The following is a 21527-nucleotide window of genomic DNA, read 5'->3' as shown; positions in this document are numbered from 1 at the left end:
CTAGAGAGCGGGCCGGGGTCGACACATAGGACAAGTCCTAAACTTTGTAGGATATTTCCGAAAGTTGTTTCTCGATGTCCAGGCTCAGCGCTTGCAGGCGCTGGCGCAGGGTGGCCCATTGCTGCCCGAGCCCATCGCCCGCACGGGCCTTGGCGCTGCTGTCCAGCTCAGCGCAGGCCATGGCCATGGGCCCTGCGTCAATCAGGCAGGCCACGCCCTTGAGGCGATGCAACGCGGCCCGCATGGGCGACCAGTCGGCCGTGGCCACCGCCGCCTCCAGCACCTGGGTTTCCTGGGCGATGTTGTTGCGCAGCTCCTCCAGCATCTTTTTCATCACCGTATCATCTGCCAGGGTCATGCGCCGCAGGGTGGCCATGTCGAAGGCTGGCGGCGCCGCCAGCCCGGCCAGCAACTGGCCAAGCTGTTCAAGGCCGATGGGCTTTACCAGCAGCTGGTCCATGCCCGCCAGGCGACAACGCTCTGCCTCGCCATCGGAGGCATTTGCGCTGCTGCCGATGAACGGTGTACGCGGCCTTGCGCCCTGCGCCTCGGCGGCACGGATGGCGCGGGCCAGGTCATAGCCACTCATGCCCGGCATGTTGCAGTCGCTGATGATCACGTCGGGGGCCTTGGCCTGCCACACCGCCAAGGCCTGCGCGGCGCTGCTCACAGCCTGCACCTGATGGCCGAAGAAACTCACCTGCTGGGTCAGCACCAGGCGGTTGGCGGCCATGTCATCCACCACCAGCACCTGCAGTGCACGGCCAGCATACGGCTGAGCGTGCGCCGCGGTGTTGCCGGGGCTGCCGGCAACGCGCGGCAGGTCCAGGGTCAAGGTCACCCGCGTGCCCTGCCCCGGTGCGCTGGCCAGGCGAATATCGCCGCCCATCAGGCCCACCAGCTGCTTGCAGATGCTCAGGCCCAGGCCGGTGCCACGCACCTCCTGTGCAGACGGCGCGCCCACCTGCACGAACGGCTTGAACAGCCGCGCCTGCTGCTCGGCGTCCATGCCCACGCCAGTGTCGCTGACTTCGATGCACAGGCCGCCCTGTTCGCTCAACCTTACCTCGAGGGTCACCTGGCCCTGATGGGTGAACTTCAAGGCGTTGCTCAGCAGGTTGTGAATCACCTGGCGCAGGCGCAACGGGTCGAACCAGTAGCTGCCGTCCAGCCCCGCCGCCAGGTCCAGCTCCAGGCGCAAGCCTCTCTGCTGCGCCTGGGCGCTGAACAGCTGGACGATGGTGGCGAAGAAGGGCCGCAGCTCGGTGGCTTCGGGTGCCAGTTGCAAGCTGCCCGCCTCGATCTTGGCCAGGTCCAGGCTGTCACCGATCAGGGCGATCAGGTCGCGGGCCGACTGGTAGGCCACGTCCAGCGCCTGCGACGGCTCGCCACCGTGCAGGCGAGCGGTCTCGCGCTCCAGTTCCAGCAGGCCGATGATGGCCGCCATGGGCGTGCGGATCTCGTGGCTCATGGTGGCCAGGAACGCGCTCTTGGCCTGGCTGGCCTGCTCGGCCACCTGCCGCGCATGCACCAACTCCGCCTCCAGGCGCTTGCGCTCGCTGATGTCGATCCAGCCGCCCAGCATGCCCTGCAACTGGCCGTCGGCGCGGTAGAACGGCACCATCCACTGCCAGGCGTCCACCGGCTGGCCCTTGAGCTCGATCTGCCGGTCGGCGAAGCGCGGCTGCTGGTCCTGCAGCAGCGCCAGGTAGTCGGCGTGCAGCTGCGCGGCCTTGTCGGCGGCGATCAGTGACACTTCGGGCAGCAGCTTGCCGCGCACCAGCGCCAGGCGGGTCGAGAACACCTCCTCGTAGCTCTTGTTGCACGACACCATGCGCCCCTGCAGGTCGCGCACGTAGATCGGGTTGGGGATGCCGTCGAGCAACGCACGCTGGAACGCCAACTGGTCGCTCAACGCCTCCTCGGCCTGCTCGCGCTGCTGGATCTGCGCCTTCAGGCGGCTGTTCCACATCAACGACACCAGGCCAAACAGCACCGCCGCCGCCAGCGCCCACCACACCCATGGTGCGATGCGTTGCCAGGCCGGTGGCGGGCCGTCGACGGCGCCCAGCCACTTGATTCGCACCGCGCGCAACTCCGGCACCGGGTAGGCTTCCAGGGATTTGTTGAGAATACTCAGCAGCAGCGGTTCATCCAGGCGCACGGCAAAGCGGTCCGCCGCCCACCGGCCTTCCACGCTGCGCCCTACCTTCAGCTCGCCCGGCGGGTAGCGGCCCACCGAGCGCCAGGCGCTGACTTCGCTGTCCAGTGTCGCGTCGGCCTCGCCCCGCCGCACCAGGTCGCGGGCCTGGTCGTAGGTGTCCACCAGGCGCAGGATGATGTTGGGGTATTCCTCGCGCAGGCTGCTCTCTAGCGCGTGCTGGCGCGGCAGGGCCAGCACGCGCCCGGCCATGTCCTCCAGCGAGGCCACCGGCGGCCCATTGCCCCGCACCACGAACACCCAGCCCTGGCCGCCGAAGGCATGGGAGAACCCCAGGAAGGCCTTGCGCTCGGGGTTTTCCGACAAGGTGGTATTCATGTCGACGTTGCCGGCCTTCAGCGCCTGCAGGCTGTCGGCGATGGACGCAGAGGGCACGTAGTCGAACTGCAGGCCGCTCATGGAGGAGATGGTCGCCAGTACGTCGCGGTTGAGCCCTGCCCAGTTGCCCTGGCGGTCGCGGTACAGGTACGGCGGGTAATCGCTGGCTGCCACCCGCACCCTGGGGTGGGCATGCAGCCAGGCCTGCTCCTCGGCCGACAGCGCCACCCGCGGCTGGCCGATGTCCGAACCCAGGCCGGTGGTCCAGCGGCCGAGGATTTCCCGGCGCAACGACTCGTCGATACTGGCCAGGGCGCGGTCCAGCAGGCCCAGCAGCACCGGGTCGGTGCCGCGCACGGCGAAGGCGAAGCCGGCATCGGGCAGGCTGGCCTCGCCAGCGATGCGCAAGCCCATGAACGGCCGCAGCGCACTGTAGGCACGTACCACCACCTCGTTGCCGATGAAGGCCTGCACGTCGCCCTGGGCCACCGCCTCCAGGCCGCTGGCGAGGCTGGGGGCCAGCACCAGCTCGCTGTGCGGGTAGGCGGCGTGCAGCACGTCGAGGTCGAGGTAACCATCGAGCACGGCGATGCGCGAGCCTGCCAGGGCGTTGGGGCCGCCCAGGTTCTCCCGTTGCACCAGCACCGCGTCGTCGGGCATGTACGCGCGGGTGAAGGCTAGCCCCGGGTGCTTGCGCACAAAACCGTTGGCGCTGGTGAGGATATCGATTTCGCCGGACTCCAGGGCCTCCACCGCTTCCTCGCGGCGGGCGAAGCCGTGAATCTGCAGCGGCAGGTCGAGGCGGCTGGCAATCAGGTTGAGGTAGTCGGCGCTGATACCGCGGTAGCGGTTGCGGTCCACGGTGATGTCGACCGGCTCGAGGTCGGTGATCGACACCCCTACCCGCAGCACCGGGTGCTGGGCCAGCCATTGCCGGTCGCCGGCCGCCAGGGGCAGCGGCTCAAGCCGGGTGAACGCCGGCATCAGGGTGAACGGCAGGGTCTGTGCGGCCTGGACCAGGCTGCAGGTGGCCAGGCACAGCAGCACCAAACAGGCCGCCAGCCAGCGTTTTGCCTTGTGCAGGTTGTGCTTCATGCCGTGTCATGGCCCTTGGGGAATCGAACCCCAAGTGTGACACGCGCAAAGAATAAAGCCCGTCGAGCGACGGGCTTTATGTGTTGCAGGGCTATTCAGCGTAACGCAGCGTTACAGCGGCTTGCCACGGTTGCCGTGCTGGCTGACGAAGGCCTGGACGGCCTTGAGGTCGTTCGGCAGCACCGTGCATTTTTCCTCGCGGCTGAACAGGTCGGTGAGGTGGGCTGGCAGCTCCAGCGCCTTGCCAACGCCAGCCTTGACCACCGCGTCGGGGAACTTGACCGGGTGCGCCGTGCCCAGCACCACCATGGGAATGTCCAGGCTGCGGCGGCATTCGCGCGCGGCCTTGACGCCGATGGCAGTGTGCGGGTCCAGCACTTCGCCGGTCTGGGCGAAGACTTCGGCGATGGTCTCGCAGGTGGCTTCGTCGCTGACCGCCAGGGAGTCGAACAGCTTGCGCGCTTCGGTCCAGCGCTCTTGCTCGACGCTGAAGCCGCCACCCTGCTTGAAGGTGTCCATCAGCTCGGCGACGGCGGCGCCATTGCGACCGTGCAGGTCGAACAGCAGGCGCTCGAAGTTCGACGAGACCATGATGTCCATGGACGGCGACAGGGTGGCGTGCAAGGTTTCCTTGGCATACTGGTTGCCGCTCATGAAGCGGTGCAGGATGTCGTTGCGGTTGGTGGCGACGATCAGCTGGTTGACCGGCAGGCCCATGTTGCGGGCCAGGTAGCCGGCGAAGATGTCGCCGAAGTTGCCGGTAGGCACCGAGAACGACACCGAACGCGCCGGGCCGCCCAGCTGCAGGGCCGCGTGGAAGTAGTAGACGATCTGGGCCATGATGCGCGCCCAGTTGATCGAGTTCACGGCAACCAGGCGGGTGCCCTTCAGGAAGCTCTGGTCAGCGAAGCTGTTCTTGACCATTTCCTGGCAGTCATCGAAGTTGCCTTCGATGGCGATGTTGTGGATGTTGTCGCCGAACAGCGTGGTCATCTGCCGACGCTGCACTTCCGACACGCGCTGGTGCGGGTGCAGGATGAAGATATCGACGTTCTCGCAGTGCTTGCAGCCTTCGATGGCGGCCGAACCGGTGTCACCGCTGGTGGCGCCAATGATCACCACGCGCTCCCCGCGCTTGGCCAGGGTGTAGTCCAGCAGGCGGCCCAGCAGCTGCAGGGCGAAGTCCTTGAAGGCCAGGGTCGGGCCGTGGAACAGCTCCAGCACCCATTCGTTGCCGTTCAGCTGGCGCAGCGGCGCCACGGCGTTGTGGGCGAAGGCACCGTAGGTTTCCTCGAGGATCTTCTTGAAGTCGGCGTCCGGGATGCTGCCGGTGACGAACGGGCGCATGATGCGGAAGGCCAGTTCGTGGTATGGCAGGCCGGCCCACGAGGCGATTTCTTCGACGGTGAAGCGTGGCAGGTTTTCCGGCACGTACAGGCCGCCGTCACTGGCCAGGCCAGCCAGCAGGACGTCTTCGAAGTTCAGGGCCGGGGCTTTGCCGCGAGTACTGATATAACGCATGGTTCCAAACCTTTGGTTCGCACCGCCAGCCCTGGCAGGGCTGGCGGCTACTGATTAGTTGAGGTGCTCGACGCGGATGCGGACAACGGGGCTGACCACGCCTTCCAGGCCTTCGAGGGCCTTGATGGCGTCGTTCATGCGCTGTTCCTGCACGCGGTGGGTCAGGAGGATCATCGGCACGCGGCCGTCCTGTTCCTCGACTTCCTTCTGCATGATCGACTCGATGTTGATGCCGCGCTCCGACAGGATGCTGGCAACCTGGGCCAGCACGCCTGGGTGGTCCTTGGCGTGGATGCGCAGGTAGTAGGCGGTCTCGCACTGCTCGATCGGCAGGATCGGGTGGGCCGACAGCGAATCGGGCTGGAAGGCCAGGTGCGGCACGCGGTTCTCCGGGTCGGAGGTCATGGCACGCACCACGTCCACCAGGTCGGCGACCACGGACGAAGCGGTAGGCTCCATGCCGGCGCCAGCGCCGTAGAACAGGGTGGAACCGGCGGCGTCACCGTTGACCATGACGGCGTTCATCACGCCGTTGACGTTGGCGATCAGGCGGTCGGCCGGGATCAGCGTCGGGTGCACGCGCAGCTCGATGCCGGCGGCGGTGCTGCGCGCCACGCCTAGGTGCTTGATGCGGTAGCCCAGCGCTTCGGCGTAGTTGACGTCGGCGGTGGTCAGCTGGGTGATGCCTTCGGTGTAGGCCTTGTCGAACTGCAGCGGGATGCCGAAGGCGATGGACGCCAGGATGGTCAGCTTGTGCGCCGCGTCGATGCCTTCCACGTCGAAGGTCGGGTCGGCTTCGGCGTAGCCCAGGGCCTGGGCCTCGGCCAGCACGTCTTCGAAGGTGCGGCCCTTCTCGCGCATTTCGGTGAGGATGAAGTTGCCGGTGCCGTTGATGATGCCGGCCACCCAGTTGATGCGGTTGGCGGACAGGCCTTCACGGATGGCCTTGATCACCGGGATGCCGCCGGCCACGGCCGCTTCGAAGGCGACGATGACGCCCTTCTCGCGCGCCTTGGCGAAGATCTCGTTGCCGTGCACGGCAATCAGCGCCTTGTTGGCGGTGACCACGTGCTTGCCGTGCTCGATGGCCTTGAGCACCAGTTCGCGGGCCACGGTGTAGCCGCCGATCAGCTCGATGACGATGTCGATGTCGGGGTTGGTGGCCACGGCAAAGACATCGTTGGTAATGGGGGTACCGGTAATCTGGCAATTCGGGTTCTGCGAACGCATGGCAATCTGGGCCACTTCGATTCCACGCCCGGCACGGCGGGCAATCTCCTCGGCGTTGCGCTGAAGTACGTTGAAGGTGCCGCCACCGACGGTACCTAACCCACAGATGCCTACTTTGACCGGTTTCACTCTGAACTCCCCATAAAACGGCCGACGCAGGGTCGGCCGTGACAAACCGCCGCACACCCGTGCGGCTTGGTAAATTACGGCCTGGCGGGCATTCCCGTCAGGCCTTGATCTTGGATGACACGAAGGCGGCGGCCATCAGCCCTTGGCGCCCAGGGCCAGCTTGGCCACTTGCGGGGCCGGCTGGTAGCCAGGAATCATCTGGCCGTTTTCCAGGATGATGGCCGGCGTGCCGTTGACACCGATGGACTGGCCCATGGCGAACTGCTTGCTCACCGGGTTGGCGCACTTGGCCGGTGTGTCGACGCTCTTGCCGTTGATCAGCTTGGTCAGCGAGTCCTGGCGGTCCTTGGAGCACCACACGGCCTGCAGCTGCTCGTCACCGGGCGAACCCAGGCCCTGGCGCGGGAAGGCCAGGTAGCGCACTTCGATGCCCATCTTGTTCAGCGCAGGCACTTCCTCGTGCAGCTTGTGGCAGTACGGGCAGGTGGTGTCGGTGAACACGGTGATGTGCGACTTGGTCTCGCCCACGGCCGGGAACACCACCATTTCGCTGGCAGGGATGGCGTTGATGGTCTTGGCCACGCCCTGGCGTTCGGTGATCTCGGTGAGGTTGACCGGCTTGCCGTCCTGCACCTGGAACAGGTAGCCCTGCATCACGAACTTGCCGTCGGCGCTGGCGTAGAGCACGCGGCTGCCCTGCAGCTTGACTTCGTACAGGCCGTTGAGCGGGCTGGCGGCGATGCTTTCGATCGGGGTGTCGAGTTGCAGGGTGTCGAGGGTCTTGCGGATGGCCTGCTCGGCCTTGTCGTCGGCCATAGCCACGGTGCTGAGCAGCGCAAGGGCGGCGGCAGCGAGAATTCGGGTCACGCGCATGGGAACTCCTGAGGCAGCGGACGAAGGGGCCAATCGTGCTGGGTCGGCGGTCCGTGGACAGCCGGCATTCGATGCCCGCTTTGGTAACCGCCCAAGCCTACCACATTCACAGGCTCTGTCCGAATGACACGGCAACAAGAGATGTGCGGTGATCGCCTCAGCCACGCGGGTGATGACGGGCATGCAGGTCCTGCAGGCGGGCCCGGGCGACATGGGTGTAGATTTGCGTGGTGGACAGGTCGCTGTGGCCCAGCAGCATCTGCACCACGCGCAGGTCGGCGCCGTGGTTGAGCAGGTGCGTGGCGAAGGCGTGGCGCAGGGTGTGCGGCGACAGCGACTTGCCGATGCCGGCCACGCTGGCCTGGTGCTTGATGCGGTGCCAGAAGGTCTGGCGGGTCATCTGCTCGCCGCGCTGGCTGGGGAACAGCACGTCGCTGGGGCGCCCGCCCAGCAGGTCGTTGCGGCCGTCGCGCAGGTAGCGCTCCACCCACACCACGGCCTCCTCGCCCATGGGCACCAGGCGTTCCTTGCTGCCCTTGCCCATCACCCGCAGCACGCCCTGGCGCAGGTTGACCTGGTCCAGGGTCAGGCTCACCAGCTCGGTCACGCGCAGGCCACAGGCATACAGCACTTCGAGCATGGCGCGGTCGCGCTGGCCGATGGGCTCGCTGAGGTCCGGGGCCTTGAGCAGCGCCTCCACGTCGGCTTCCGACAGGGACTTGGGCAACGGCTTGCCCAACTGCGGCATCTCGACCTGCAGGGTCGGGTCCACGCCGATCAGCTTTTCACGCAGCAGGTAGCGATAAAAGCCACGCACGCCGGAGAGAAAACGCGCGGTGGAACGCGGCTTGTAGGCCTGGTCCACGCGCCAGGCCAGGTGGTCGAGGATCAACTCGCGGCCCGCCTGGGGCAGCTGCACGCCTTTTTCCTGCAACCAGCCGTTGAACAGGGTCAGGTCGCTGCGGTAAGAGTCGCGGCTGTTGTCCGACAGGCCTTTTTCCAGCCACAGGGCATCGAGGTACTGGTCGATGAGGGGGTGATCTACAGCGGGCATCTGCGCAAACCGGGCGATTGAAAGCCGCAGTCTACCTCACAGGCCCGGCAATACCGGCACCGGGCGCTTGTCATCGTCGATGGCGACGAAGCTGAACACGCCTTCGATGGCCTTTTCCCGGCCGTCGCAGCTCATGCTTTCCACGAACACTTCAACCCGCACCTTGAGGCTGGTGTTGCCGACTTTCACCACAGTGCCTCCAGTTCGACGATGCTGCCGGCAGGAATGGGGTGGTTGAAGTCGATGCGGTCGGTGGACACGGTCACCAGCGGCAGGCGGCAGAAGCGCGTGGCGGTGATGAACGACACCTCGTCCATCCAGGCCAGGGCAGTGCCGCCGAACAGGGTGTTGTGGTGGTTGGTGGTGGGCGGGAACACCGCCTTGGTGACGCGGCTGACCGAGAGGTCGGTGCGGCGTTGTATTTCGAGGTCGCGTGGGGTCATGGAGGGCTATCGCCAGGGTGTTGGGAATGTGGGAGCTGGCATAAATCGCGGGCACAAAAAAGCAGCCCGTAGGCTGCTTCTTTCTTGCATCGGTAAAACGGCTATTAAGCCAGTTTTTCCTTGATGCGAGCTGCTTTACCCGACAGGTCGCGCAGGTAGTACAGCTTGGCTTTACGCACGTCACCACGACGTTTCACGGCCATGCTGTCGATCTGCGGGCTGTAGGTCTGGAAAGTACGCTCTACGCCAACGCCGTTGGAGATTTTACGAACAGTGAAAGCACTGTTCACACCACGGTTACGCTTGGCGATAACAACGCCTTCGAACGCCTGCAGGCGAGCGCGATCGCCTTCCTTCACTTTCACCTGAACGACGATGGTGTCGCCCGGGGCAAAGGCCGGGATTTCTTTGGTCATCTGCTCGGCTTCGAGTTGCAGAATGATTTTGTTGGTCATGCTGTGCTCCTAAGGTAAATCTTTGTGATCTACCATCGATACGTTAACTATCGTCCCGCTCACGGAGATACTCCGTCAGCAGCTTCTTCTCTTCTCCAGAAAGCGAGCGTCTTTCCAGAAGATCGGCACGTCGTTCGTAGGTCCGCCCAAGGGACTGCTGCAAACGCCAGCGCCGGATGTGTGCATGATTGCCACTAAGCAATACGTCGGGAACACGCTGATCCGCATACACCTCCGGTCGGGTGTAGTGCGGGCAATCCAGCAGACCATCCGTGAAGGAGTCTTCCTCCGCGGAGTCCGCATGCCCTAAAGCTCCGGGCAGCAGTCGTGTAACCGCATCGATCAGGACCATCGCCGGCAGCTCACCGCCAGACAGGACATAGTCACCAATCGACCACTCTTCATCGACATGAGCCTGAATAAACCGCTCGTCAATGCCTTCATAGCGCCCTGCGATCAGAATCAAGGATTCCGATTCAGCCAGTTCGCGTACCCCCTGCTGAGTCAGCTGGCGGCCTTGCGGCGACAGGTAAATGACCTTCGCCGACTCCCCCGCTGCGTTCCTGGCCTCGGCCAGCGCATCTTCCAGGGGCTTGATCTTCATCACCATGCCCGGACCACCGCCAAACGGCCGATCATCCACCGTATGGTGACGATCTGTGGTGTAGTCCCGCGGATTCCAACAGGTCAGTTGCAACAACCCCTGTTTCACCGCGCGGCTGGTAATGCCGTACTCGCTGATGGCCGAAAACATCTCGGGGAACAGACTGATCACTTCTACGCGCAGGCTGGCCATTGCCTAGAAGTCCGCATCCCAATCAACCTTCATTTCGCCTGCGGCCAGGTCGACGGCCAACACACACTGCTCCGTATAGGGCAGCAAGCGTTCGCGATCATCCAGGCTGCCAGCGCAAGGCTTGACCACCATCACATCATTCGAACCGGTCTCCAGCAGGTGATCGATCTTCCCGAGCAGTTGCCCGAGTTGGTCGATGACATTCAGACCTTCCAGCTGGTACCAGTAGTACTCGCCGTCGTCCAAATCTGGAAACAGATCACGTGGCACGCAGATCTCGTAACCGGACAGAAGCTGGGCTTCGTCGCGATCATCAAGACCCTTGAGCTTCGTGACCAGGAACTTGCTCTGCAAGCGCCCACTGACCAGCTCTACCTGCTTGTCCACGCTGCCTGCGCGCTTGAGCGTCCAGGTTTTGTAGTCCAACAGGTTGTCAATCGGATCAGTAAAGGAGTAAACCTTCACTTCGCCACGAACGCCGTGAACCGAGAAAATCTTGCCGATAACGATCAAATCATCAGCAGTAGCTGGCGTCGTGTTCATATTGCTCAGGCCGCAGCCTTGGCAGCTTCCTTCAGCAACTGAGCAACGCGCTCAGAAGGCTGTGCACCAACGCTCAACCAGTGGTTGACGCGCTCTTGGTTCACGGACAGGCGGATTTCCTGACCACGAGCCACTGGGTTGAAGAAGCCAACGTGCTCTTTGTGCGAGCCGTCACGCGGGTTGCGCGAGTCGGTCACGGTCAGTTGGTAGAATGGGCGCTTTTTAGAGCCGCCACGGGCAAGACGGATGGTTAGCATTGAACATCGTTCCTGTAGTCGGTGCTGCAAATCATAATGCACAGCGGGCACACGGGTGCCCGAAAGGCCGCATATTCTCAAGGAATATCCGGACTTTTGCAAATGCCTTTTTCCGGCACACACAGTGCACCCGATAGATTTGCTTCATATGACCACCCGAAGGGGTGGCCGGTGGACCTGCCGGGGCAGGTTTACCGCAGTGCCCGCACTGCTGCGGGCGGTGCCAGCCCGGGGGCTGGCACGGGTAATCACATCTTCGGCATGCCACCGCCGCCGGGCAGCATGCCGCCCATGCCGCGCATCATCTTGGCCATGCCGCCCTTGGTGGAAAACTTCTTCATCATCTTCTGCATCTGCTTGTGCTGCTTGATCAAGCGGCCGATGTCCTGCACCTGGGTGCCGGAACCCAGGGCGATCCGGCGCTTGCGCGAACCGCTGATCAGGTCAGGGTCGCGGCGCTCGGCCGGGGTCATGGAGTTGATGATGGCTTCCATCTGCTTGAATTGCTTTTCAGCGGCGTTCTGGGCGTTGCCCATCTGCGACAGATTCATGCCGCCGATGCTCGGCAGCTTGTCCATCAGGCCACCCAGGCCGCCCATGTTCTTCATTTGTTGCAGCTGGTCACGGAAGTCTTCGAGGTCGAAGCCCTTGCCCTTCTTCAGCTTCTTGGCCAGTTTGTCGGCCTTCTCTTTATCCAGGGTCTGCTCGGCCTGCTCGATCAGGCTGAGCACGTCGCCCATGCCCAGGATCCGCGAGGCGATACGATCCGGGTGGAAGGGCTCGAGCGCTTCGCTCTTCTCGCCCATGCCGATGAACTTGATCGGCTTGCCGGTGATGGCACGCACCGACAGGGCGGCACCGCCACGGGCGTCGCCGTCGACCTTGGTCAGGATCACGCCGGTCAGCGGCAGCGCATCGCCAAAGGCCTTGGCGGTGTTGGCGGCGTCCTGGCCGGTCATGGCGTCGACCACGAACAGCGTTTCCACCGGCTTGATGGCCGCGTGCAGGGCCTGGATCTCGCCCATCATCTCGGCGTCGATGTGCAGGCGGCCGGCGGTGTCGACGATGACCACGTCGATGAACTTGAGCTTCGCCTCGCGGATCGCCGCTTCGGCGATGGCCACCGGCTTCTGGGTGATATCGGACGGGAAGAAGGTCACGCCGATGTCGTTGGCCAGGGTCTCGAGCTGCTTGATGGCCGCCGGACGGTAGACGTCGGCCGATACCACCATCACGCTCTTCTTCTTGCGCTCTTTAAGGAAGCGCGCCAGCTTGCCGGCGGTGGTGGTCTTGCCCGCACCCTGCAGGCCGGCCATCAGCACCACTGCAGGCGGTGCGGCGTTCAGGGCCAGGTCTTCGTTGGCCGCGCCCATCAGGCCTTCGAGTTCGATCTGGACGATCTTCACGAACGCCTGGCCAGGCGTCAGGCTACGCGATACTTCGGTGCCGACCGCGCGTTCCTTGACCTTGTTGACGAAGTCCTTCACCACCGGCAGGGCGACGTCGGCTTCCAGCAACGCCATGCGCACTTCACGCAGGGTGTCTTTGATGTTGTCTTCCGTCAGCTTGGCCTTGCCAGTTACATGGCGCAGCGTCTGCGAAAGACGTTCGGTAAGGTTTTCAAACATGCGCGATCCTTTCAGGCTCAATTGAACCGAGGTTAAGCAGCCTGGCCCGTGAATAATATTAGAGGCGCGGCGTGGGCAGGCCGGCGATTATAGCCAGAAGTGCGCGCCACGGACACCAGTGCGGCGCCAGTCTTTCGTCCGGCGGCCGTTCTATGCCACACTCAGCCACTTTCGGGCTTGCTCCACAGGACTTATGCTCCCCTTGTCACCCAGTTTGCTACCCAGCCTCGCCGCCGCCTTCCTTTATGCCGCTGCGACCGTCTACCACGGCACACGCGTGAAGCAGCGCGCAGCGGTCGACAAACGCCTGCTCTACGTGATCGGCGCACTCGCCGTGGTAGCCCAGGGCCTGGCACTGAAATACCAGCTGATCACGCCCCAGGGCCTGAGCCTGGACTTCTTCGGCGCCGCCAGCCTGATCTCGGCGGCGGTCATCGCCCTGACCCTGATCGCCTGCACGCGCATCCCGGTGGAGAACCTGCTGCTCCTGCTGTTCCCCCTGGGCGCCACCACCACGCTGATCGCGCAGTTCATCCCCAAGGGCACGGTGCCGCTGATCGACGAGGAGCCGGGCATCCTGGCGCACATCCTGCTGTCGATCCTGGCCTACGGCATGTTCACCATCGCGGTGTTCCAGGCCCTGCTGCTGCTGATCCAGAACCATCAGCTCAAGCACAAGCACCCTTCGGGGCTGATCAAGAACTTCCCGCCCCTGCAAACCATGGAAAGCCTGCTGTTCGGCTTCCTGTGGGCCGGCTGGGGGCTGCTGTCGCTGTCGTTGATTTCCGGCTGGCTGTTCCTGGAAAACCTGTTCGCCCAGCACCTGGTGCACAAGACCCTGCTGGCGTGCCTGGCGTGGATCGTGTTCAGCGTGCTGTTGTGGGGCCGCAACCGCCTGGGCTGGCGCGGGCACAAGGCGATCCGCTGGACCCTGGCCGGTTTCTGCCTGTTGATGCTGGCCTACTTCGGCAGCAAGCTGGTTCGCGAATACATTCTGCACATCTGACGGGCGAGTAAATGGACAATCTGCCGTTGGGCGCGATGCTGGGTTTCGTGCTGCTGTCGATCCTCTGGTCGGCGCTGTTCACGGGCGTGGAGACAGCCCGCAACCACCTGGCTGCCCTGCGCACCCGGCGCAAGGTGGGCGAGCGCCCCAGCCTGGCCTTCCCGCTGGAAAGCCTGGTGCTGTGCAACACCCTGTGCCGGGTGCTGGCGGTGGTGCTGGGGGTGTTCGTGGCGGTCTACCACTGGCACGCCAAGGGCCTGTGGGCCGGCGGCCTGATCATGGCCGCCGTGCTGGTGACCTTCAGTGAATACCTGCCACGCCTGCTGGCGCGCCGCCATCCCGAGGCCTTCATCGGCCTGGGCAACTCGCTGCTGCGCCTACCCCTGACCCTGCTGTACCCGCTGGTGTGGCCGTTCAGCGGCATCGCCCGCCTGCTGCTCAAGCCGTTCGCGCCCATTGCCCGGCCCATCGCCCGCCCCCACGACGAGCCGGGGCCGGATGAGAGCGAGGACGACCTCGACGAAGACCAGGAACCCAGCGCCCCGCACCTGCTGGGTGGCCTGCAGTCACTGAACCGCATCACCGTCAATGACATCCTGGTGCCGCGCAGCGAAGTCGACGGGCTGAACCTGGACGACCCGATCGAGAAGATTGCCGAGCAGCTGATCATCAGCCGCCACACCCGCCTGCCGGTGTACCACAACGACATCAACCAGGTGGAAAAGGTGCTCAACACCCGCCAGGTCAGCCACCTGCTGCCCAAGGGCGAGCTGACCATGGAAGCCCTGCTGGCGGCCTGCTACGACGCCTACTTCGTGCCCGAGAGCACCCCGCTGCACCTGCAACTGCTGAACTTCCACAAGCAGCAGCGGCGCCTGGGCGTGGTAGTGGACGAATACGGCGAAGTGCTCGGCCTGGTGACCCTGGAAGACATTCTCGAGGAAATTGTCGGCGAGTTCGAAGACGAACACACCATGGACAACCCCCACGTGCACCCGCAGGCCGACGGCCGCTTCGTGGTGGATGGCGCGGCGTCGATCCGCGAGCTGAACAAGAGCCTGGGCTGGCACCTGCCCAGCGACGGCCCCAAGACCCTCAACGGCCTGGTCACCGAGGCGCTGGAGAGCATCCCCGATTGCGCGGTGTGCCTGAAGATCGGCCGCTACCGCCTGGAAATCCTCCAAGCCGAGGAAAACCGCGTGACGCGGGTGCTGATCTGGCATACATCCAGTTTGCCCAAGCTGGCCTGATTGCTGCTGGCCGGATAATTCATCGTGGCGACCAGGCGCATGCCTGAATGGTTGTGGCGCCCGTGAGATCGAGCGCCGCCCGCGCGGCGCATCGCGAGCGAGCTCGGCTCCTACATCTGTTGCATCGTGCCATGGCCTGACGAACCGAGCTGATAGCCTTGGTTGTGCACTTAGAGCTTGTGCAACCCCTTCCCTCCCCGGTTAACATCCCTGCACACATAATAATGCGCCCCCGCCCGGACCAAGCGCCGGCGCGGAGGCACGCTTGCCAGGGAACCTGCAATGAGCACCAGCACCTACGCTGCCAGCGGCGCCGAACAGCCGCGCAATTCCACCGCACGGGTGGCCACCGCCAGCTTCATTGGCACCGCCATCGAATTCTATGACTTCTACGTGTACGCCACGGCTGCCGCCCTGGTGATCGGCCCGGTGTTCTTCCCGCAGACCTCCGGTACTGCGCAGATGCTTTCGGCCTTCCTCACTTTCGGCATCGCCTTCCTCGCCCGGCCGCTGGGCTCGGCGCTGTTCGGCCATTTCGGCGACCGCGTCGGGCGCAAATCCACCCTGGTGGCCTCGCTGCTGCTGATGGGCGTGTGCACCACCCTGATCGGCGTGCTGCCCGGCTACGACCAGATAGGCGCCTGGGCGCCGATCCTGCTGTGCGTGCTGCGCTTCGGCCAGGGCCTGGGGCTGGGCGGCGAATGGGGTGGCGCGGCGCTGCTGGCCACCGAAAACGCGCCCAAGGGCAAGCGCGCCTGGTTCGGCATGTTCCCGCAACTGGGGCCATCCATCGGTTTCCTGGCGGCCAACGGCCTGTTCCTGGGCCTGGCCATGCTGCTCAGCGACGAGCAGTTCCGCGCCTGGGGCTGGCGCCTGCCGTTCCTGCTCAGTGCCCTGCTGGTGATGGTGGGCCTGTACGTGCGCCTGAAGCTGGAAGAAACCCCGGTGTTCGCCAAGGCCATGGCCGCCCATGAAAAGCTGAAGATCCCGTTGGTGGAACTGTTCGCCCAGTACTGGCGGCCCATGCTGCTGGGCGCCGCCTCCATGGTGGTGTGCTACGCGCTGTTCTACATCTCCACGGTGTTTTCCCTGAGCTACGGCGTGGCCACCCTGGGCTACAGCCGGGAAAGCTTCCTGGGCATGCTGTGCTTCGCGGTGCTGTTCATGGCCCTGGCCACGCCGATTTCGGCGGCCCTGAGCGACCGTTTCGGGCGCAAGCCGGTGCTGGTGTTCGGCGGCGTATTGGCGATTGCCTCGGGCTTTGCCATGGAGCCACTGCTGACCCAGGGCTCGACCAGCAGCGTGGCGTTGTTCCTGAGCATCGAGTTGTTCCTGATGGGCTTCACCTTCGCCCCCATGGGCGCGTTGCTGCCCGAACTGTTCCCCACGCGCGTGCGCTACACCGGCGCGTCGGCGGCGTACAACCTGGGCGGTATTGTCGGGGCATCGGCGGCGCCGTTCGCGGCGCAGAAGCTGGTGGCCATGGGCGGCCTGGGCTGGGTGGGCGGGTATGTGTCGGCGGCGGCGCTGCTCAGCCTGCTGGCGGTGCTGTGCCTGAAGGAAACGCGGGATGAGGATTTGAGCAAGGTGGCGTGACGCGGCCTGTGGCCGCTGCTACAGGGTTCGTAACAGCTGCCGCAGGCGGCGTCCGGGCAATTACAGTTCCACGTTCACAGCCTGGGCCGAGCGAGTAGCCTTGGCGCGGGCCGCTTCGATCGACTCGTCACGCGCCAGGGCCACGCCCATGCGGCGCTGGCCAGCCACTTCCGGCTTGCCGAACAGGCGCAGCGCGGTGTCTGGCTCGGCCAGTGCGGCGCCCAGGTTGGCGAAGGCGGTCTGGGTGGAGTTGCCTTCCACCAGGATCACCGCCGAGGCCGACGGGCCGAACTGGCGCACGGCCGGAATCGGCAGGCCGAGGATGGCGCGGGCGTGCAGCGCGAACTGCGACAGGTCCTGGGAGATCAGGGTCACCAGGCCGGTGTCATGGGGGCGCGGCGAGACTTCGCTGAACCACACCTGGTCGCCCTTGACGAACAGCTCCACGCCGAACAGACCACGGCCACCCAGGGCCTCGGTCACGGCCTTGGCCACGCGCTCGGATTCGGCCAGGGCCACCGGGCTCATGGCCTGCGGCTGCCAGGACTCCTGGTAGTCACCCTTCTCCTGGCGGTGACCTACCGGGGCCAGGAAGGTGGTGCCGCCCACGTGACGCACGGTCAGCAGGGTGATTTCGTAGTCGAAGTCGATGAAGCCTTCGATGATGACGCGACCCTTGCCGGCACGGCCGCCTTCCTGGGCGTAGTCCCAGGCCTTCTGCACGTCGTCGGCGCTTTTGAGCAGGCTCTGGCCCTTGCCCGACGAGCTCATCACCGGCTTGACCACGCACGGGAAGCCCAGGTCCTGGACGGCGTCGCGGTACTCTTCGAAGGTGTCGGCGAAGTGGTACGGCGAGGTCGGCAGGTCCAGCTCTTCGGCGGCCAGGCGGCGGATGCCTTCACGGTTCATGGTCAGCTGGGCGGCACGCGCGGTAGGCACCACGGTGAAACCCTCGGACTCCAGCTCCACCAGGGTGGCGGTGGCGATGGCTTCGATTTCCGGCACGATGTAGTGCGGCTTCTCGGCCTCGATCACCGCACGCAGCGCGGCGCCATCGAGCATGTTGATCACATGGCTGCGGTGGGCGACCTGCATGGCAGGGGCGTTGGCATAACGGTCGACGGCGATCACTTCAACGCCCAGGCGTTGCAGCTCGATCACCACTTCCTTGCCCAGCTCGCCGCAGCCACACAGCAGTACGCGCGTCGCGGTCGGCGACAGTGGAGTTCCGATACGGGTCATTTCAGGTCCTTAAGGGGAACGGGTTATCGCGGGCCGCCCGGGTGCGGCCCACCGAGGCTGGCATTTTACATCAATCGGCGCGAGGCGGCGCTGCGACACGACCGCCAGGCAATAGGCGCTGCAAAACCGTAGCCGCTGCCGCAGGCTGCGCTGGCCCTGTGCCCCGCTGGAGATTTCCAGGGTTCACACCGGCCAGCGCAGCCTGCGGCAGCGGCTACGGATAGGGGGGCTTCAGGCGCCGGCGACAAACATCATCCCGCCGGCCACGGCGCGTTCGTGGCACTTGACCAGCACTTCGCGGCGCTCGTCGTTGCTCATGCGCCCCCAGCGGGTGATTTCGGCGGCCGTGCGCTGGCAGCCGGTGCAGATATCGTCGTCATCCAGGGCACAGACCTGCACACAAGGCGAGGCGACGGGGCGTTCTTGGTTCATCAGTCTTCCTGGGGGGCAAGGTCCCGCGCGTAGCGTCGGGCATTGTGTACGTAGTGGGCGGCGCTGGCCTCGAGCATCTTCATCTGCGCCTCGGTCAGCTGGCGCACGACCTTGCCGGGCGAGCCCATCACCAGCGAACCGTCGGGTATTTCCTTGCCCTCGGCGATCAGCGCGTTGGCGCCGATGATGCAATGCTTGCCGATGCGGGCACCGTTGAGGATCACCGCGTTGATGCCGACCAGGCTGTAGTCGCCCACGGTGCAGCCGTGCAGCATGGCGTTATGGCCGATTGTAACACCGCGGCCGACGGTCAGTGGCGACCCCATGTCGGTATGGATCACCGTGCCGTCCTGCACGTTGCTGTCGGGGCCGATGTCGATCAGTTCGTTGTCGCCGCGTAGCACGGCGCCAAACCACACGCTGGCGTTTTCCTGCAGGCGCACCCGGCCGATCAGGGTGGCGGTGGGCGCGGTCCAGCTGGTGGCATGAGTCTCGACGCGGGCGTCGCCCAAACGGTATTTCATCGGTGGCTTCCTCAGGCAGGCAAAGGCGGCTCGCAGGTCCGCTCAAATTGACGTGAAATGCTCGGGGGGGCGGTGCAGGCTGATGTCGGCGTCGTACATCAGGTTCACCAGCTCGACGATCATGATCGCCGACAGGCCCCAGATCTTGTATTCGCCAAAGCGGTAGCTGGGCACGTACCAGCTGCGGCCCTGGTAGTCGATGCGGTGGGTGTGCTCGCGCGGGTCTTCACGGAAGAACGCCAGCGGCACGCTGAACACTGCGGCAATTTCCGCATCGTTGGGGCGGTATTCGACGAAGTCCGGGATCACCCCGACGAAGGGCGTCACCTTCAGGCCATGCTTGGAGATCAGCGGGCTCAGGGGGCCCAGCACTTCCACCAGGCCGGGCGGCAGGCCGATTTCTTCCTCGGCCTCGCGCAGGGCGGTGAACACCAGGTCCGGGTCCTCGGGGTCGCGGCGGCCACCAGGGAACGCCACTTCGCCGCCGTGGGTGGACAGGCCCTTGGCGCGCAGGGTGAGCACCAGCTCGGGCTCGGCACTGCGGGTGATGGGCAGCAGCACGGCTGCCTCGGGGAAACGCTGATCGGTCTCCAGGGTCCGTGGCCTGTGGCTGCTCATCCGACGCAGTAGCTCGTCCAGCATGGTCTCTCTCAATTCGATGCCTAGGGGCAATCATGCACCAAAGCCACGGCCCTGCCCAACCCCCCTTGCGTACAAAACCGCCCTTGCGGTGCGGGGACCACTGGCGCCAAGATAGGCGCAGCGATCAGGAAGCCCGACATGAAATTCTGCAGCCAGTGCGGCAACCCGGTAACCCAGCGCATTCCCCAGGGCGACAACCGCCTGCGGTACGTGTGCGGGCACTGTGAATTCATTCACTACCAAAATCCCAATATAGTCGCCGGTTGCCTGCCTGTGTGGGGCGATCGCGTATTGTTGTGCCGCCGGGCCATCGAGCCGCGCCGCGGTTTCTGGACCCTGCCCGCCGGTTTCATGGAAAACGGCGAGACCCTGGAACAGGCCGCCAGCCGCGAGACCGAGGAGGAAGCCTGTGCACGCGTCCGCCAGCTGGCGCTGTACACGCTGTTCGACTTGCCGCACATTAGCCAGGTGCATGTGTTCTTTCGCGCCGAGCTTGCCGACCTGGACTACGCCGTGGGCGAGGAAAGCCTGGAAGTGCGGCTGTTCGAACAAAGCGAAATACCCTGGGCCGAGCTGGCTTTCCCCACGGTGAACCGTACCTTAGAATGCTACTTTGCCGACCGCCAGGGCCAACACTTCCCTGTGCGCAACGAATTTCTGCCGCCGCTGCACGGGCTGGGGCAGACCTGAAACCGACCGTGTCACGCGGCACCGGCGCAAGCGGGGTGCGATTCACCTGCAGGATTGATCGTTAAATGCGCTGGTTGCTTGCCCTCTTCTGTCTGTCCTACGCCACCCTGTCGTCGGCCGCCTTCACTGTCACTGTCGTCAAGCAGCCACCCGCGGGCACTGCACCGGCCGTGGTCGATGCCGTCACCCCCAGGGTGCCGGCGGACCTGGCCAACGCCGTGGTGGACAAGGTGCTGGTGCTCAAGTCCAGCCACCAACTGCAGTTGCTCAGCCGTGGCCAGACCCTGAAAAGCTACCGCGTGTCGCTGGGCAAGAGCCCGCGCGGGCCCAAGCAGTACGAGGGCGACATGCGCACCCCCGAAGGCTTCTACTGGCTGGACTGGCGCAAGGTCAGCGACCGCTTCAACCTGGCCATCCACGTGTCGTACCCCAACGCCGGCGACGCCGCCAAGGCACGCAGCGCCGGCCTGCCCGCCGGCGGCATGATCATGATCCACGGCACCCCGGACAGCGAGGAATACCCCGAGTGGTATTTCAACACCCTGGACTGGACCGACGGCTGCATCGCCATGAAGAACCAGGACATGCGCGAACTGTGGAGCCTGGTCAAGGACGGCACCATGATCGAAATCCGCCCGTAACCGTGGGAGCTGGCTTGCCAGCGAGCTTTTCAGGGGCCATAAAAGCTCGCTGGCAAGCCAGCTCCCACAGGCTCTCCACCCAAACCCGCTTGCGGGTTTTTTTGTACCCGCACAACCACTGGCATTGACGTGGTATTCAAGTGGTATTACCTTGAAGCCCACTACCGAGCGCCATAACTCTCACAATCGCATCGGAACCCTACATGAACGACCTGCTCGCGCTGCGCCCCGACGACACCCAGGCCACGCCGCTGTACCTGCAGCTGGCGCGCAACCTGGAAGCCGCCATCCATGCCGGTGTATGGAAGGCCGAACAGGCCTTGCCCTCCGAACGTACCCTCAGCGAACAGCTGGGCCTGTCCCGGGTCACCGCCCGCAAGGCGCTGGAGATCCTGCTGGAACAGGGCCTGATTCGCCGCAACCAGGGCTCGGGCACCTTCATTACCCCGCGCCTGGAACAACCGCTGTCACGCCTTTCCAGTTTCAGCGAGATGCTCCGCCTCAAGGGTTTCGTGCCCGGCTCGCAGTGGCTGGAGCGCGGCATTGCCGTGCCCACCCATGAGGAAGTGATCCGCCTGGGGCTATCGCCCACCGACCAGGTGGCGCGCCTCAAGCGCCTGCGCAAGGCCGACGACACCGTCATGGCCATCGAGATGAGCGCCCTGCCCGCGGCCCTGCTGCCGCACCCCGAGGCCATCGGCGATTCGCTGTACCAGTACCTGGAAAGCATCGGCCGGCGGGTGGTGCGCGCCCTGCAGCACATCCGCGCCATTAACGCCTCGGCCGAATTCGCCGCCCTGGTAGGCATCGAACCGGGCACCGCGATGCTGCTGATGACCCGTATCGGCTACCTGGACGACAACACCGCCATCGAGCTGACCGACACCTATTGCCGCAACGACTACTACGACTTCGTCGCTGAATTGCGGCGCTGAACCACG

Annotated in this window: 20 protein-coding genes and 1 pseudogene; 6 read left to right on the top strand and 15 right to left on the bottom strand. The window is 64.9% G+C overall.

Going from position 1 to position 21527, the window contains the following annotated elements; translation table 11 throughout:
- Window positions 1-37 precede the first annotated feature (37 nt).
- The 11 genes and pseudogenes from RAM80_RS23325 to ffh all read right to left on the bottom strand — a co-directional run bounded on the left by RAM80_RS23325 (window position 38) and on the right by ffh (window position 12563).
- Window positions 38-3634 carry an ATP-binding protein gene (locus tag RAM80_RS23325; RefSeq protein ID WP_416422774.1) on the bottom strand — a complete coding sequence of 1199 codons (3597 nt, stop codon included), beginning with the start codon at window positions 3632-3634 and terminating at the stop codon, window positions 38-40.
- Between the two features lie 111 nt (window positions 3635-3745).
- Window positions 3746-5155: a threonine synthase gene (gene thrC / locus RAM80_RS23320; RefSeq protein ID WP_416422773.1), complete on the bottom strand. Its 1410-nt coding sequence runs from the start codon at window positions 5153-5155 to the stop codon at window positions 3746-3748.
- 54 nt (window positions 5156-5209) lie between these two features.
- Window positions 5210-6514 (bottom strand): homoserine dehydrogenase, encoded by a 1305-nt coding sequence (locus RAM80_RS23315; protein WP_416422772.1) that lies wholly within the window; start codon window positions 6512-6514, stop codon window positions 5210-5212.
- Between the two features lie 135 nt (window positions 6515-6649).
- Window positions 6650-7387: a thioredoxin fold domain-containing protein gene (locus RAM80_RS23310; protein WP_416422771.1), complete on the bottom strand. Its 738-nt coding sequence runs from the start codon at window positions 7385-7387 to the stop codon at window positions 6650-6652.
- A 157-nt stretch (window positions 7388-7544) separates the two neighbouring features.
- Entirely contained in the window at window positions 7545-8441 is an 897-nt protein-coding gene (gene xerD / locus RAM80_RS23305) for a site-specific tyrosine recombinase XerD (protein WP_416422770.1), read from the bottom strand.
- A 36-nt stretch (window positions 8442-8477) separates the two neighbouring features.
- Window positions 8478-8884: pseudogene (locus tag RAM80_RS23300) on the bottom strand (acyl-CoA thioesterase).
- 104 nt (window positions 8885-8988) lie between these two features.
- On the bottom strand, window positions 8989-9339 hold the full coding sequence (rplS, locus tag RAM80_RS23295; protein WP_027978895.1) for a 50S ribosomal protein L19: 351 nt from the start codon (window positions 9337-9339) through the stop codon (window positions 8989-8991).
- A 43-nt stretch (window positions 9340-9382) separates the two neighbouring features.
- On the bottom strand, window positions 9383-10135 hold the full coding sequence (gene trmD, locus RAM80_RS23290; protein WP_027978896.1) for a tRNA (guanosine(37)-N1)-methyltransferase TrmD: 753 nt from the start codon (window positions 10133-10135) through the stop codon (window positions 9383-9385).
- A 3-nt stretch (window positions 10136-10138) separates the two neighbouring features.
- Complete coding sequence (gene rimM, locus RAM80_RS23285) at window positions 10139-10678, bottom strand: ribosome maturation factor RimM (protein WP_416422769.1); 540 nt, start codon at window positions 10676-10678, stop codon at window positions 10139-10141.
- Between the two features lie 5 nt (window positions 10679-10683).
- Window positions 10684-10935 carry a 30S ribosomal protein S16 gene (gene rpsP / locus RAM80_RS23280; RefSeq protein ID WP_008366201.1) on the bottom strand — a complete coding sequence of 84 codons (252 nt, stop codon included), beginning with the start codon at window positions 10933-10935 and terminating at the stop codon, window positions 10684-10686.
- Window positions 10936-11183: 248 nt separating this feature from the next.
- A complete protein-coding gene (gene ffh / locus RAM80_RS23275) occupies window positions 11184-12563 on the bottom strand; it encodes a signal recognition particle protein (RefSeq protein ID WP_416422768.1) in 1380 nt (459 codons plus the stop codon).
- 193 nt (window positions 12564-12756) lie between these two features.
- On the opposite strand from ffh, the gene RAM80_RS23270 reads away from it, so the two are divergent.
- From RAM80_RS23270 to RAM80_RS23260, 3 genes are all read left to right on the top strand, one after another.
- Window positions 12757-13569 carry a cytochrome C assembly family protein gene (locus RAM80_RS23270; RefSeq protein ID WP_416422767.1) on the top strand — a complete coding sequence of 271 codons (813 nt, stop codon included), beginning with the start codon at window positions 12757-12759 and terminating at the stop codon, window positions 13567-13569.
- Window positions 13570-13580: 11 nt separating this feature from the next.
- Window positions 13581-14819, top strand: coding sequence for a transporter associated domain-containing protein (locus tag RAM80_RS23265; protein ID WP_416422766.1), 1239 nt, complete (start codon window positions 13581-13583; stop codon window positions 14817-14819).
- Window positions 14820-15101: 282 nt separating this feature from the next.
- Window positions 15102-16415, top strand: a complete 1314-nt coding sequence (locus RAM80_RS23260; protein ID WP_416422765.1) for an MFS transporter — start codon at window positions 15102-15104, stop codon at window positions 16413-16415.
- 60 nt (window positions 16416-16475) lie between these two features.
- Here the strand turns inward: RAM80_RS23260 and purT are convergent, their stop codons facing one another.
- From purT to RAM80_RS23240, 4 genes are all read right to left on the bottom strand, one after another.
- On the bottom strand, window positions 16476-17657 hold the full coding sequence (purT, locus tag RAM80_RS23255; RefSeq protein WP_416422764.1) for a formate-dependent phosphoribosylglycinamide formyltransferase: 1182 nt from the start codon (window positions 17655-17657) through the stop codon (window positions 16476-16478).
- Window positions 17658-17888: 231 nt separating this feature from the next.
- Window positions 17889-18089 (bottom strand): DUF1289 domain-containing protein, encoded by a 201-nt coding sequence (locus RAM80_RS23250; protein WP_416422763.1) that lies wholly within the window; start codon window positions 18087-18089, stop codon window positions 17889-17891.
- Complete coding sequence (locus RAM80_RS23245; protein WP_416422762.1) at window positions 18089-18613, bottom strand: gamma carbonic anhydrase family protein; 525 nt, start codon at window positions 18611-18613, stop codon at window positions 18089-18091. The genes RAM80_RS23250 and RAM80_RS23245 overlap by 1 nt, the downstream gene beginning before the upstream one ends.
- Before the next feature lie 42 nt (window positions 18614-18655).
- Window positions 18656-19255 (bottom strand): CoA pyrophosphatase, encoded by a 600-nt coding sequence (locus RAM80_RS23240; RefSeq protein WP_416422761.1) that lies wholly within the window; start codon window positions 19253-19255, stop codon window positions 18656-18658.
- Window positions 19256-19393: 138 nt separating this feature from the next.
- On the opposite strand from RAM80_RS23240, the gene RAM80_RS23235 reads away from it, so the two are divergent.
- The 3 genes from RAM80_RS23235 to RAM80_RS23225 all read left to right on the top strand — a co-directional run bounded on the left by RAM80_RS23235 (window position 19394) and on the right by RAM80_RS23225 (window position 21521).
- Window positions 19394-19945: an NUDIX hydrolase gene (locus RAM80_RS23235; protein WP_416422760.1), complete on the top strand. Its 552-nt coding sequence runs from the start codon at window positions 19394-19396 to the stop codon at window positions 19943-19945.
- A 65-nt stretch (window positions 19946-20010) separates the two neighbouring features.
- Window positions 20011-20586: a L,D-transpeptidase family protein gene (locus RAM80_RS23230; RefSeq protein ID WP_416422759.1), complete on the top strand. Its 576-nt coding sequence runs from the start codon at window positions 20011-20013 to the stop codon at window positions 20584-20586.
- A 203-nt stretch (window positions 20587-20789) separates the two neighbouring features.
- Window positions 20790-21521 (top strand): GntR family transcriptional regulator, encoded by a 732-nt coding sequence (locus RAM80_RS23225; RefSeq protein ID WP_416422758.1) that lies wholly within the window; start codon window positions 20790-20792, stop codon window positions 21519-21521.
- Window positions 21522-21527: the final 6 nt, after the last annotated feature.

The sequence above is a fragment of the Pseudomonas sp. App30 genome, from assembly GCF_047947025.1.
Taxonomy (GTDB): Bacteria; Pseudomonadota; Gammaproteobacteria; order Pseudomonadales; family Pseudomonadaceae; genus Aquipseudomonas.
Note: the sequence above shows the minus strand (reverse complement) of the source record. Positions and strands in the feature narration are given on the sequence as shown.